Here is a 13,028-nt window from a genome sequence, read left to right on the forward strand (position 1 = left end):
TTCAGGATAAGAAGCGCGTTAAATTAAACGATAGAGTGCGGATTGGATCTGGATTGATCGAAATGCGCTCTGGAAAGACGGATCGAGATGGTGACTTATATCGAAGCAACAAGCGCCCCGATGAAATATACGGGCCAGATCAGGCTTTACGGCCCTGATGCATTTGAAGGCATGCGCAAGGTTTGCAATCTTACGGCCCGTTGTCTCGACGCACTCAATGACATTGTCAAACCCGGTGTTACGACCAACGAAATTGACCGCTTCGTGTTTGAATTCGGTATGGATCACGGCGCATTTCCAGCAACGCTGAACTATCGCGGCTATACCAAATCAACCTGCACATCGATCAATCATGTGGTCTGCCACGGCATCCCGGATGACAAGCCGCTTCGCGAAGGCGACATCGTCAATATCGACGTCACCTATCTGCTGGATGGCTGGCATGGCGACTCAAGCCGTATGTATTCAGTAGGCGAAATCAAACGTGCCGCTGAACGTCTGCTCGAAGTAACCTATGAAAGCCTTCTGCGCGGTATTGCTGCGGTTAAACCTGGTGCCAAAACCGGCGCGATTGGCGCTGCAATCCAGACCTATGCAGAAGGCGAACGCTGTTCAGTTGTCCGCGACTTCTGCGGCCATGGTGTGGGCCAACTTTTCCACGATGCGCCGAATATCCTGCATTACGGCACAGTCAGTGAAGGCGTTGAGATCAAGGAAGGCATGATCTTTACGATCGAGCCAATGATCAATCTCGGTAAGCCAGGTGTAAAGGTTCTGGCCGATGGCTGGACCGCAGTTACACGCGACCGATCGCTCACCGCTCAATATGAGCATACTGTCGGCGTAACCAAAGATGGCTGTGAAATCTTCACACTGTCACCAAATAATGTTTTCGGCCCGCCATCCATGCGGTAAAAGCGGGCATATTTTGTCTGTCTGTTTCTACGGGGGGTCAAACAGAATGGCACCAAAAGATAAAAAACCGGGAAGTTTTGATCTTCCCGGCTTTAATGAAGGTATTCATTTAGCGGCTCAACTTGAGAAGCCCCACCATATGGGGCATCGCGAACGGCTGCGCCAACGCTTTAAAGCCGCGCCCGATGCGCTTGCTGATTATGAACTGCTCGAACTCTTGCTTTTCCGGGTCATCCCGCGAGCAGATACAAAACCGCTCGCAAAATCTCTGCTCACACGCTTCGGTTCTCTTGCAGAGGTTCTGGGCGCCCCTGAAAAGCTGCTCGCCGAAACACCCGGAATAGGCCCCTCCATAGCGCTTGAAATCAAAATCGTTGAAGCTATGGCAAAACGCTCCGCCCGCAGCACGGTGATGGAGCGTGAAGTGCTTGGCTCTTGGAGCCAGGTTGTACAATACTGCACAACCGCAATGGCTTATGAGACACGCGAGCAATTCCGCGTGCTGTTTCTTGATAAGAAAAACCGCCTCATCGCGGATGAAGTTCAGCAACAAGGTACGGTCGATCACACACCGGTTTATCCGCGTGAAGTCGTGCGCCGAGCGCTGGAGCTTTCTGCCACCGCTATCATTGTCGTGCACAACCACCCGTCAGGTGACCCCACGCCATCCAGAGCCGATATCGACATGACCAAACTTCTGATCGATGCTGCCAAAGCGCTAAGCATTGCTGTGCACGATCACATCATTGTCGGTAAACACGGCCATATCAGTATGCGCGGGCTGAAACTGATTTAGAGCGCATCCCGAAAAGTGTGAAAATAAATAATCAGAGCGCATTTCGCTCTGAATTCTGACCTATCGATCGTTACCTTTTATTAAGCATATGAACGAAAACGCAGGTTTATCCCTACGAATTAGCTCGAATTTTCTTAAATTTAGACACAATCACAAGCGACGAAGCAAACAGCTTGAGGGCTAGCCAAGTCGCCCCCTCAAATAAGAATTCAAGCATATTTCCTGCCAGCGTATTTGACAGGAAAACTGGAGTAAAAATGTTGAAGCGTTCATACATCGCCGCGGCGTTCGGTGCCGCAATTGTCGCCTTTGCTGGTCCTTCCTTTGCGGCCGACATGATGGGCGGATCCGACTACACCTATAACGAACCCGTTGCATCAGGCCCACACGACTGGTCTGGCAATTATATCGGTGCTCAGATCGGCGCTTCTTCGTCCAGAGTTCCTGGTCCATTCACCAACCGCACCGGCTTCCTCGGCGGCGCGGTCGTGGGTAAGAACATGCAGAGCGGCAATGTTGTTTTCGGTGGTGAGCTGGAAGGCAACTTCGCAGAGGCCGAACACCGTATCGGTAACGGTGGCAGCCTTCAGCAGTCGTGGAACGGCAATGCAAAAGGCAAGGTCGGCTATGCTTTTGACAAGACCCTTGTTTATGGTACCGCGGGTTATGGCGTAACCAAATTCAAGGCCAAGGATGCAACCACTTCCGCTCCCGGCTGGGAAGGTGGCGCACTGATTGGCGCAGGTGTAGAGCAGGCAATTTCCGGCCCGATCTCAGTCAAGGCCGAATATGATTTCCAACGCTTCAGCGATGTTAAATCCAAAGTAAACGGCGTTACGCAGTACAATAACCTGAAGAATCATTCGATCAAGGCAGGCGTTAACTACCGCTTCTGATCTATTCCGGGCGCAGTTCATTCCAATTGCGCATTGGTACATGCAATTTTTGCATAAAAGGCTGCACTCAATGTGCAGCCTTTTGTTTTTGCACCGTTTCCAAATTGAGAAACATCAGCTTCGACAGCAGAGAGCTTGACTCCATTAGCGGGCAACATCTTATATATCACGAGTTCGAGTGGGGCGCTCAACATCCGCAATTCTGAATTGAGTTTCGTTTGCGTTGACACCCTATTGCGAACGGGCTTTCAATTGGGCGTCAAGGCATAGCCAGCCGTTCAGCTAGGAATGTATAATGCAGCGCGTTTTCGACGGACACAACGATGTCCTACTGCGTCTTTGGGAAAACCAACGCAATGGCGGCGACCCGATAAAAGAATTCATCGGCGGTACGAAAATAGGTCACATCGATCTGCCCCGGTCACTAAAGGGCGGGCTGGCAGGCGGTATTTGCGCAATTTACATTCCAGCAGGCCATCATATCGAACTCGGCAAGGCCAATGAAAATGGCCATTACGAAACGCCGCTTTCGCAGCCGCTGGAGCGCGCACCGTCGCTCGACATCGCACTGGAATTCGCCTCCCTGGCATTGCGCCTTGAAGAAGCTGGTGGTTGGAAGCTTTGCAGAAACGGCAAAGACCTCGATGAAGCGCTGAACAGCGACACATTTGCAGCCGTTCTTCATATGGAAGGCTGTGAAGCTATCGATGCTGATCTCGCAGCGCTGGACGTGTTCTACGCTGCCGGTCTGCGTTCGCTGGGCCCTGTCTGGAGCCGGAACAACATTTTTGCCCATGGTGTGCCATTTGCATATCCAATGAGCCCTGATACCGGCCCAGGCCTTACAGAAGCTGGCAAACGGCTCGTCAAGGCATGCAATCGCAAAGGCATTCTGATCGATCTTGCACATATTACGGAAAAAGGTTTCTGGGACGTTGCGGAACTGAGCGATCAGCCATTGATCGCCAGCCATTCAAACGCTCATGCACTCACCCCCGTCGCGCGCAATCTGACAGACCGTCAGCTTGATGCAATCAGCGAGCGCAAAGGCCTTGCTGGCCTCAATTATGCAACCACCATGCTGCGCAGCGATGGCAAAGAAAACGCCAACACACCGCTCTCCGATATGGTTCGCCATGTTGACTATATGGTCGAGCGCATGGGTATCGACTGCGTAGCGCTTGGCTCCGACTACGACGGCGCGACCATTCCGAATGAAATCGGTGATGCAGCTGGCACACAGAATCTCGTCACCGCTCTACGGAACGCAGGTTATAGTGAGGAAGAACTTGCGAAACTTTGCCGTGAAAACTGGATACGGGTCCTGAAGCAGGCTTGGCACGAAGCCGCCTGACAGGCCGTACAAACTCCCAATAATAAAATCACTGAAAGGGAACTAAAATGATGCATTTCGGACGTTTTCGTATTCTTGCAGCCGGTGCAGCTCTTGCTGCCGTTATGGCCGCAAATCCAGCATTGTCGGCAACACCTGCCGACACGCTGGTCGAAGCATGGGCCATCGACGACATTATCACGCTTGATCCGGCAGAATCCTTTGAAATCAGCCCTGCTGAAGTTCTCGGCAATGCGTATGACCGTCTCATTCAGCTGGACATCAGCGATACATCGAAGGTCATTCCCGCCGCCGCAGAAAGCTGGACTGTTTCAGATGATGGTCTGACTTACACATTCAAGCTGCGCAAGGATGCCAAATTCGCGTCCGGCAATCCGCTTACCGCAGCTGATGTCGCCTATACGTTTGAACGCGGTGTTCGTCTCGACAAGGCGCCTGCTTTCATCCTCACCCAGTTTGGCCTCACGGGCGAAAACGTTACGGAAAAGGCCAAGGCCGTTGATGAAACGACCTTTGTTCTCACTGTCGACAAGCCTTATGCGCCAAGCTTCGTGCTCAACTGTCTGACCGCCACCGTTGGCTCGATTGTCGACAAGAAGCTGCTCGAAGAACATGCTGCGAAAGTCACGCCATCGGAAGATTACAAATACGACACCGATTATGGCAACGCATGGCTGAAAACCGGCTATGCAGGTTCCGGCCCGTTCAAGATCCGCGACTGGCGCGCCAATGAAGTCGTGGTTCTGGAGCGTAATGACAATTACTATGGCGAAAAGGCCAAGCTCGCGCGCGTATTCTATCGTCACGTCAAGGAAAGCGCGACGCAGCGTCTGATGCTCGAATCGGGTGATGTGGACGTGGCACGTAATCTGGAACCAGGCGATTATGAAGCCGTTCAGAAGAACGACAAGCTGCAGACCGTCAACGCGCCAAAGGGTACGGTCTACTACATCTCGCTTAACCAGAAGAACGCGGAACTAGCCAAGCCAGAAGTTCGCGAAGCATTCAAGTATCTCATTGATTACGACGCGATCGGCGCAACCCTGATCAAGGGTATCGGCGAAGTTCGCCAGACCTATCAGGCGAAGGGCGTACTTGGTTCGCTGGATGCCAATCCATACAAGCTGGATATCGACAAGGCCAAGGAACTGCTGGCGAAGGCTGGTCTCAAGGACGGTCTGTCAATCACCTTCGACGTTCGCAACACACAGCCTGTCACCGGCATTGCCGAATCCTTCCAGCAGTCCGCTGCCAAGGCTGGCATCAACATCAGCATCATTCCAGGTGATGGTAAGCAGACACTTACCAAGTATCGTGCTCGTAACCATGATCTCTATATCGGCCAGTGGGGCATGGATTACTGGGATCCAAACTCGAATGCCGAAGCGTTCACATCCAACCCGGATAACGGCGACGATGCATCCAACAAGACGCTTGCATGGCGTAATGCCTGGGCAATTCCAGAACTTACACAGCAGACGCAAGCTGCTTTGCTGGAACGTGACGGCGACAAGCGTGCAGATGAATACAAGAAGCTGCAGCAGGAAGCGCTCGACCAGAGCCCATTTGTCATGCTGTTCCAGCAGGTCGAAGTGGCAGGCGTCGCGGGTACAGTGAAGGGCTTCAAGCTCGGACCAACCTTCGATTCCAACTATCTTGCACCAGTCAGCAAAGACTGATCTGAAGAACGGTCAAAGCATTGAGTACAACCGGAAATACCATTACCAAGCCGAGGAGCGCCAAAAGGCGCTCCTCAACCCTTATAGCAGCAATCGCCAGCTTTCTGGTGATCGTAGCAACCACTTATCTTGGCCTTCTGGCAGTGACATTCTTCATCGGGCGCGTTGTCCCGATTGATCCTGTTCTGGCAATCGTCGGCGACCGTGCACCTGCGCATGTCGTTGAACGTGTGCGTCAGGAGATGGGCTTCAACCTGCCCTACTACCAGCAGTTTTACCTCTATGTTAAAGGTGTATTACTAGGCGATTTCGGAACATCTGTTCTGACCACAAACCCGGTCATGACCGACATTCGTCGTGTTTTCCCCGCGACCATGGAGCTTGCAACCATTGGCACGATCATCGGCGCGCTTTTCGGCATTCCGCTGGGTGTTCTGGCGGCAGTCAAGCGCGGCAGCATCATCGATCAGGTGGTGCGTATCATCGGTCTCGTCGGCTATTCGGTACCGATTTTCTGGCTCGGCATGCTGGCCTTGCTGATTTTCTATGCCCGTCTGGGCTGGACATCCGGCCCCGGTCGTATCGACATAACCTTTGAATATACGTTCACGCCAATCACCGGATTTTACGTAATCGACGCCATCCTTCAGCGCGACTGGGAAGCCTTGCGCAACATTGTCTCGCACCTTGTTCTGCCTTCGGCACTGCTTGGCTATTTCTCGCTGGCCTATATCAGCCGGATGACGCGCTCTTTCATGCTCAACGAACTGGAGCAGGAATATATCGTTGCAGCCCGTGCCAAGGGCATTTCTGAAACACGTATCATCTGGGGTCACGCCTTGCGCAATGCGGCTGTACCACTGGTGACGGTGATTGTGCTTTCCTATGCAGGCTTGCTTGAAGGTTCGGTTCTGACCGAAACCATCTTTGCATGGCCGGGCCTTGGTCTTTACATCACCAACTCGCTGCAAAATGCCGATATGAATGCCGTTCTGGGTGGTACGATTATCATCGGGTCGGTCTTTATCGCGCTCAACCTTGTGTCCGATCTCCTGTATCGGCTCCTTGATCCGAGGACGCGCGTAAGATGAGTCAAATGACAGACACTTCAAATCTTTCATGGCGCGAATGGCTGCTTTCAGAGCGTCCACAATCCCGCATGCAGGCCCGCATGGGCCGCTCCTACATGATCTGGCGTCGGTTTACCGCGAATAAACTCGCGGTAATCGGCCTGATGATTATCATCGCGCTGGTGCTGGTCGCAGCGTTTGCAAATGTGCTCGCACCGCATTCACCGACACAAGGCGATCTCGCAAATGCGCGCCTTCTGCCGCCCGGCACACCGGGCTATCTGCTGGGTACTGACGATCAGGGACGTGATATTCTCTCACGCCTGATTTTTGGTTCTCGTATCACGCTTTATGTGGTGTTGCTCGTCGCAGTCATTGCAGCGCCTATCGGTCTTTTGGTCGGTACGGTTGCAGGCTATGCAGGCGGATGGGTCGATGCCGTCCTGATGCGCATTACCGATATTTTCCTTGCCTTCCCCAAGCTTATTCTGGCGCTCGCCTTCGTTGCAGCTTTGGGACCGGGCATCGAAAACGCCATCATTGCAATCGCGATCACCTCATGGCCGCCTTATGCGCGTATTGCTCGTGCTGAAACGCTGACCGTGCGGAATTCCGATTATATTTCCGCCGTTCGTCTGATGGGAGCTTCGCCTTTCCGCATCGTTCTTCGTCACATCATGCCGCTCTGCACCTCATCGCTGATCGTTCGTGTAACGCTTGATATGGCAGGCATCATCCTGACTGCGGCAGGCCTCGGCTTTCTTGGGTTGGGCGCCCAGCCGCCATTGCCAGAATGGGGTGCGATGATTGCATCGGGTCGCCGCTTCATCCTCGACCAGTGGTGGGTTGCTGCCATGCCGGGTATAGCGATCCTCATCGTCAGCCTTGGCTTCAACTTCCTCGGTGACGGTCTGCGCGATGCGCTCGATCCGCGGGGTAACAACCAATGAAGCCACTTCTGACAGTTGATGACCTGCGCGTCACCTTCCCCACGCGTACCGGAGCGATTGAAGCCGTACGCGGTGTAAGCTTTACGCTTGGCCGCGAACGTTTGGGCATTGTGGGTGAATCTGGTTCAGGAAAATCTCAGACCGGGCGTGCGATCATGGGGCTCACACCTCCACACGCGCAGATCACCGCGAAAACATTGCAGTTTGATGGTATCGACCTGCTGGACATCTCTGATCGTGAACGGCGCGCACTGCGCGGCGGTCGCGTTGCCATGGTGCTTCAGGACCCCAAATACTCGCTCAATCCGGTCATGACCATCGGCAAGCAAGTTGCTGAGACGCTTAAAGCCCACGGCAAATACAGCAGTTCTGAAATCCGCAAGCGTTCGATTTCGATGCTTGAAGCTGTGCAAATTCGCGATGCTGAACGCGTTATGAAACTCTATCCGCATGAAGTTTCGGGCGGCATGGGGCAACGAGTCATGATCGCCATGATGCTCGTTGCAGAACCTGAATTGTTGATTGCCGATGAACCGACATCAGCACTCGACGTGACGGTTCAGCTTGAGGTGCTTGGTATTCTCGACAAGCTGGTGGCTGAACGCGGCATGGGACTGATCTTCATCAGCCACGATCTGCGTCTTGTGTCGTCCTTCTGCGACCGCGTCATTGTCATGTATGCAGGCAAGATCGTTGAAGAGATTGCAGCAAGCGATCTCGCCAACGCGAAACACCCGTATACGCAAGGACTGCTCAATTGCATGCCCAAGATCGGAGCGGATCAACATCCCCTGCCCACCTTGCAGCGTCAGGAGGCATGGCGCTTATGAGCACGGCATCAGCACTTAGCATTGATAAGGTCGATGTATTTTTCGATCATTTCCATGCATTGAAATCAGTCAGCATTGATGTTGCACGCGGGGAATCCTACGGGCTCGTCGGTGAATCCGGCTCGGGAAAATCTACCCTGTTGCGCGCAGTGGCAGGCCTTGCACCCATCGATGACGGCGAAGTCCGCATTGATGGCAACATGCTCAAGACACCGCGTGACAAGGCGTTTTACCGCAGGGTGCAGATGGTGTTTCAGGACCCGTATGGCTCCCTTCACCCACGCCAGACAGTAGACCGTCTTTTGCTCGAGCCACTCGCCATTCATGGCGTGGAAGACAGCGAAAAGCGTATTGTCCGTGCTTTGGATGAAGTGGGCTTGGGTTCAGGCTTTCGCTTCCGCTATCCACATCAGCTCTCAGGCGGTCAGCGTCAGCGTATCGCTATTGCGCGCGCGTTGATTGTCGAGCCAAGCATCCTGCTTCTTGATGAACCGACCTCAGCACTTGATGCTTCCGTTCAAGCGGAAGTGTTGAACCTGCTTGAGCAGGTGCGCCGTGATCGCCAGCTGACTTTCGTGATGGTCAGTCATGATCTGGCTGTCATCACCCATATGTGTGACCGTCTTGCCGTAATGCGCAACGGTGAAGTCGTGGAGCAGCTTGAGGCATCTGAACTGGTAAGCGGCAATATTAAGGCCGATTATACGAAGAACCTGATGCGAGCCAGTGAAGGCTTCAGGCGTTAAAAAAGGGGACCGAAAGGTCCCCTTTTTTATTAATCATCCGAGCCGCGGCGCGCATTGTCGCCATCCTGACCACGCCGCCAATAAGCGACAATCAGTTGCTTGTCCTTCGGGATATTTCGCTCTTTGCGCACATAGGTGCGGATTGAACGGAATGCATTAAATTCGCAAGCAGCCCAGACATAGATATTATCTTCACCTTCAGGCAAATCCACAGCGCGAACCGCATCCTGCAAAAGCGTCGTTGTTCCAGCCTCCGCACCTTTGCGGTGCAGCCATTGCAAATCCACATCAGCGCGTGACTGGATAAGCTGTTCTTCGGCTTCGCTGTCGATTTCCACTCGAACGACCGCCCTGGTGCCTTCCGGAAGCCTCTCCAGAATACGTCCAATTGCCGGAAGCGCTGTTTCGTCGCCAGCCAGCAAATACCAGTTCGCATCACCAGCATCACCGCCGCCAGGGCCTGTCATACCGACGATATCGCCCGGCTTGGCGCTAATGGCCCAGCCAGAGCCTGGGGCATCGCAATCATCGCCATGAACAACCATGTCGATATCGGCCCAGCCAGCATCGACATCGATCTGGCGGATCGTGTAAACGCGCGTCGCAAGCTTGGCATCACCATCCGGCCAGACCGGACGACCATCTTCACCAGTTACAGGCCATTGCGGTTGGGCAAGGTCCTTTGGTGGAAACAACAAGCGAATATGCAGACCAGTATGTGAGAAGCGGGCAAGGTCATCGCCTTTCAAACGCACGCGACGCATATGCGGCGTGACATTTGACACGGCAACAACCTGCATTTCTCGGAAGTAAGGCAGCGGAACACCTGCCGCGCCATCGCCTTCCCAGATGATCTTAGGCTTGGCGCTTCCTTTTTCCAGAAACTCCAGCACATGCTCGGCAATAGAATATTTCATGTAGGCGAGACCGGTTTCATCACCGCTCTTCACGTCAAAATTGACGGCTTGGTCATCCCACTGAACATCAGCCTGACCGAAACTAAGAACCAGCTTCGCGCTGCTTTCCAGCCTATGTACATCAGCATGCTCGACAAAATGGTCCAGCAGTTGATTGACAATGCGACCAGGGTTGTCGAGTGCAATACGGGTATTGGCGTTCAGGCCCAATTCAGACATGCCTGTTCTCCTATATATAAAAGGTGAGAAAGCCATACCTGAATATAACATGAGGATTCAAGTCATCATTTTGCTTTGACGACGGAATAAATCGTGATGGGCAATGCCTGACGCCAGGCATCAAAAGAACCAAGAGCAGCTGCGTGTGCCACTTGGAGGCGCGTGAGCTCACCGCCGTGCCTTTGGTGCCAGTTAAAAAGCTGCATCTCACTTTGTAATGTCACCGCATTGGCAACCAGACGTCCGCCGGGCTTCAGCGCATTCCAACAGGTTTCAAGCACACCTTCATCTGTCACGCCACCACCGATGAAAATTGCATCAGGCGCTTCAAGTCCGATCAGGGCTGAAGGTGCTCCACCTTTCACTACGCTTAACCCCGGCACGCCGAGAGCCCCAGCATTGCGCTCAATCATACCTTGCCGCTTGTCGTGAGCTTCAATGGCAATCGCCCGGCATGACGGATGGACACGCATCCACTCAATAGCGATTGAACCGCATCCCGCTCCAACATCCCAAAGAAGTTGACGTGGCAACGGCTGCAACCGCGACAGTGTAACTGCGCGGATATCCCGCTTGGTAATTTGTCCATCATTTTCAAAAGCCTCATCGGGCAGTCCCGCCACCGGCGAAAAGGCAGTCACATCCGGCGAGACAATGCACTCAATCGCCAAAACATTGAGATCGGCATGATCTTGCTGGTTGAAATTTTCAGCCACATCATCAACGCAGCGCTCGAGTGGTCCGCCAAGATGTTCCAGAACCGTCATACGGCTTTGAGCATATCCTTTGTCCTTCAGCATTTGAGCCACCTTTTGTGGTGTGTTTCCATCCCAGCTCAAAATAAGCAGGCGCTCACCCGGCAGAATATGCGACGCCAGCAATTCCAATGGGCGACCATGAGCACTTAAACAACGCACATCTTGCAATGGCCAGCCAAGACGCGCCGCAGCCAACGAGAAAGAAGAAGGGAAAGGCACGACCAGCATGTCATCGGCAGAAAATCGCCGCGCCAGCGATGCCCCCATGCCGTAATTCATAGGATCGCCACTCGCCAACACGACGACCGGCTTGCCACGCAGAGCCTCAAGCATCGCAAATGCTTCTTCAAAAGGTGATGGCCAGGCAATACGCTCTGCTTTTACACTCGTATCCAGAAATTCCAGATGCCGTTTACCGCCAAAAACAACAGCGGCATTGGCAATCGCTTTTCGGGCTGTATCGCCCAGCCCTGAAAGGCCATCTTCGCCAATACCGATAACTGTAAGCCAGCAGCTCATAAGCATTGCTCCTTTTCCCCGTTCGTATGGTGGTACAGTAGCAAGAGCAAGCAGTAAGGCGTATAAGACCCGTCATGTTAAGCCAGCAAACCGTCACAACCCTGCCCTTGAGAGCTGACAGGCGCAATGCCTGTCCCGGCCTCTCACGCATGGTGATGGCTAAAGACGGGGCGATCGCTCGGGTCAAGCTACCTTTAGGACGGCTCAACGCCCCCGAAGCAAGAGCTTTGGCCGAAATTGCTACAGAGTTCGGCAACAGCACAATCGAGCTTTCGATCCGCTCCAACGTCCAGCTACGCGGCATCACGCCTGCTAATTGGGACAAAGCGGTAACAGCACTCTTTGATGCAGGCTTCGGTGCAGATAATCCGTCTGCCGATGACATTCGCAACGTGATGGTTAGCCCCACCGCATCAATCGACCAGACACAGCTTGCCGACACTTCCAGTTTTGCAACCGCATTGTTGGCGTTGCTTGAGAGCACGGAAAAGTATCACGCGCTATCACCGAAGTTTTCGTTCCAGATTGATGGCGGCGAAGATTGCGCCATGATCTCGCATTCGGGCGATATTTGGTTCTCGGCAATGGGCGATGGTGCCCATTACGTGTTCGGTCTGGCTTCATCGCCAGATACAGCGCCTATTGGCCTGATCAAGCAAACAGAAGCACTTTCATTGATCAAAGCTCTGCTTGATCTGTTTCAGCGCCATGCGGGCACTGGGATAACACGGATGAAGCACCTTTTTGAAACCTTGTCGCAAGATCAGTTCCTGCGAGAGCTGTCTTTTAAACTCTCTCCAGCGCCGGCTTGGCAACGAAAGCTACCAAAAGCCTTTTCATGGCTGGGGACGCATTCGCAAAATGACAGACGATTTTATATAGGCGGCATGCCGCTACTCGGAAGATTGCAGAGCGAGCAACTGATTGAGCTGGCTCGGATCGCCGAGAATTTGAATGGCGGAGAAATTCGCCTCACACCATGGCAAAGCGTTCTTTTGCCAAACATCAAACAAGCGGACTGCAATCGGGTTAAAGGCGCATTAAACAGACTGGGTTTGGCAATCACACCAGACACGTCCAATGCGCGACTTCGAGCCTGTTCTGGTTCCTCTGGCTGTGCTTCCGCCTTCTCCGACACTTTAGCCGATGCTCAACAACTCGCAGACGCGCTTATAGTCGGCAACAAGCAGGTCCATGTTACGGGATGCGCCAAATCCTGCGCAGCGCTTTCTCCCCTGCCAAACACGCTTCTGGCGCGTTCAGAAGGGTATTATGATCTCTTTTCTCAAGACAGCGCTGGACCGTCACGTTTCGGGCAGCTATTGGCCTCAAATATCACCATTGACGAGGCTGCGTTTATTTTGAACGCCCTTCCCTGA

12 protein-coding genes are annotated in these 13,028 nt (G+C 53.4%); 10 read left to right on the forward strand and 2 right to left on the reverse strand.

Going from position 1 to position 13,028, the window contains the following annotated elements; genetic code table 11:
* The first annotated feature begins 87 nt into the window (after positions 1–87).
* The 9 genes from map (at position 88) to CEV32_RS12900 (ending at position 9,236) form a co-directional block, all read left to right on the forward strand.
* A complete protein-coding gene (gene map, locus CEV32_RS12860; protein ID WP_094577530.1) occupies positions 88–915 on the forward strand; it encodes a type I methionyl aminopeptidase in 828 nt (275 codons plus the stop codon).
* A gap of 46 nt (positions 916–961) precedes the next feature.
* Positions 962–1,711 (forward strand): RadC family protein, encoded by a 750-nt coding sequence (gene radC / locus CEV32_RS12865; protein WP_094577531.1) that lies wholly within the window; start codon positions 962–964, stop codon positions 1,709–1,711.
* 257 nt (positions 1,712–1,968) lie between these two features.
* Positions 1,969–2,607, forward strand: coding sequence for an outer membrane protein (locus CEV32_RS12870; RefSeq protein ID WP_094577532.1), 639 nt, complete (start codon positions 1,969–1,971; stop codon positions 2,605–2,607).
* A gap of 295 nt (positions 2,608–2,902) precedes the next feature.
* Positions 2,903–3,961: a dipeptidase gene (locus CEV32_RS12875; protein WP_094577533.1), complete on the forward strand. Its 1,059-nt coding sequence runs from the start codon at positions 2,903–2,905 to the stop codon at positions 3,959–3,961.
* A 47-nt stretch (positions 3,962–4,008) separates the two neighbouring features.
* Entirely contained in the window at positions 4,009–5,640 is a 1,632-nt protein-coding gene (locus tag CEV32_RS12880; protein ID WP_094577534.1) for an ABC transporter substrate-binding protein, read from the forward strand.
* Positions 5,641–5,681: 41 nt separating this feature from the next.
* A complete protein-coding gene (locus CEV32_RS12885) occupies positions 5,682–6,731 on the forward strand; it encodes an ABC transporter permease (RefSeq protein ID WP_094577855.1) in 1,050 nt (349 codons plus the stop codon).
* Positions 6,728–7,660: an ABC transporter permease gene (locus CEV32_RS12890; protein WP_024898948.1), complete on the forward strand. Its 933-nt coding sequence runs from the start codon at positions 6,728–6,730 to the stop codon at positions 7,658–7,660. The genes CEV32_RS12885 and CEV32_RS12890 overlap by 4 nt, the downstream gene beginning before the upstream one ends.
* On the forward strand, positions 7,657–8,490 hold the full coding sequence (locus CEV32_RS12895; RefSeq protein WP_094577535.1) for an ABC transporter ATP-binding protein: 834 nt from the start codon (positions 7,657–7,659) through the stop codon (positions 8,488–8,490). The genes CEV32_RS12890 and CEV32_RS12895 overlap by 4 nt, the downstream gene beginning before the upstream one ends.
* Positions 8,487–9,236, forward strand: coding sequence for an ABC transporter ATP-binding protein (locus CEV32_RS12900; RefSeq protein ID WP_094577856.1), 750 nt, complete (start codon positions 8,487–8,489; stop codon positions 9,234–9,236). Before CEV32_RS12895 ends, CEV32_RS12900 begins: the two co-directional genes overlap by 4 nt.
* Positions 9,237–9,265: 29 nt before the next feature.
* Here the strand turns inward: CEV32_RS12900 and CEV32_RS12905 are convergent, their stop codons facing one another.
* Positions 9,266–10,372 carry a siderophore-interacting protein gene (locus CEV32_RS12905; RefSeq protein ID WP_094577536.1) on the reverse strand — a complete coding sequence of 369 codons (1,107 nt, stop codon included), beginning with the start codon at positions 10,370–10,372 and terminating at the stop codon, positions 9,266–9,268.
* Positions 10,373–10,437: 65 nt separating this feature from the next.
* Positions 10,438–11,649 carry a precorrin-6y C5,15-methyltransferase (decarboxylating) subunit CbiE gene (gene cbiE / locus CEV32_RS12910; protein ID WP_094577857.1) on the reverse strand — a complete coding sequence of 404 codons (1,212 nt, stop codon included), beginning with the start codon at positions 11,647–11,649 and terminating at the stop codon, positions 10,438–10,440.
* A 74-nt stretch (positions 11,650–11,723) separates the two neighbouring features.
* Between cbiE and cobG the strand changes: the two genes are divergently transcribed.
* The gene (gene cobG / locus CEV32_RS12915) at positions 11,724–13,028 is read left to right on the forward strand and encodes a precorrin-3B synthase (RefSeq protein WP_094577537.1); all 1,305 of its coding nucleotides are present in this window, start codon (positions 11,724–11,726) and stop codon (positions 13,026–13,028) included.

It is taken from the genome of Brucella rhizosphaerae (genome assembly GCF_002252475.1).
GTDB classification, from domain to species: domain Bacteria; phylum Pseudomonadota; class Alphaproteobacteria; order Rhizobiales; family Rhizobiaceae; genus Brucella; species Brucella rhizosphaerae.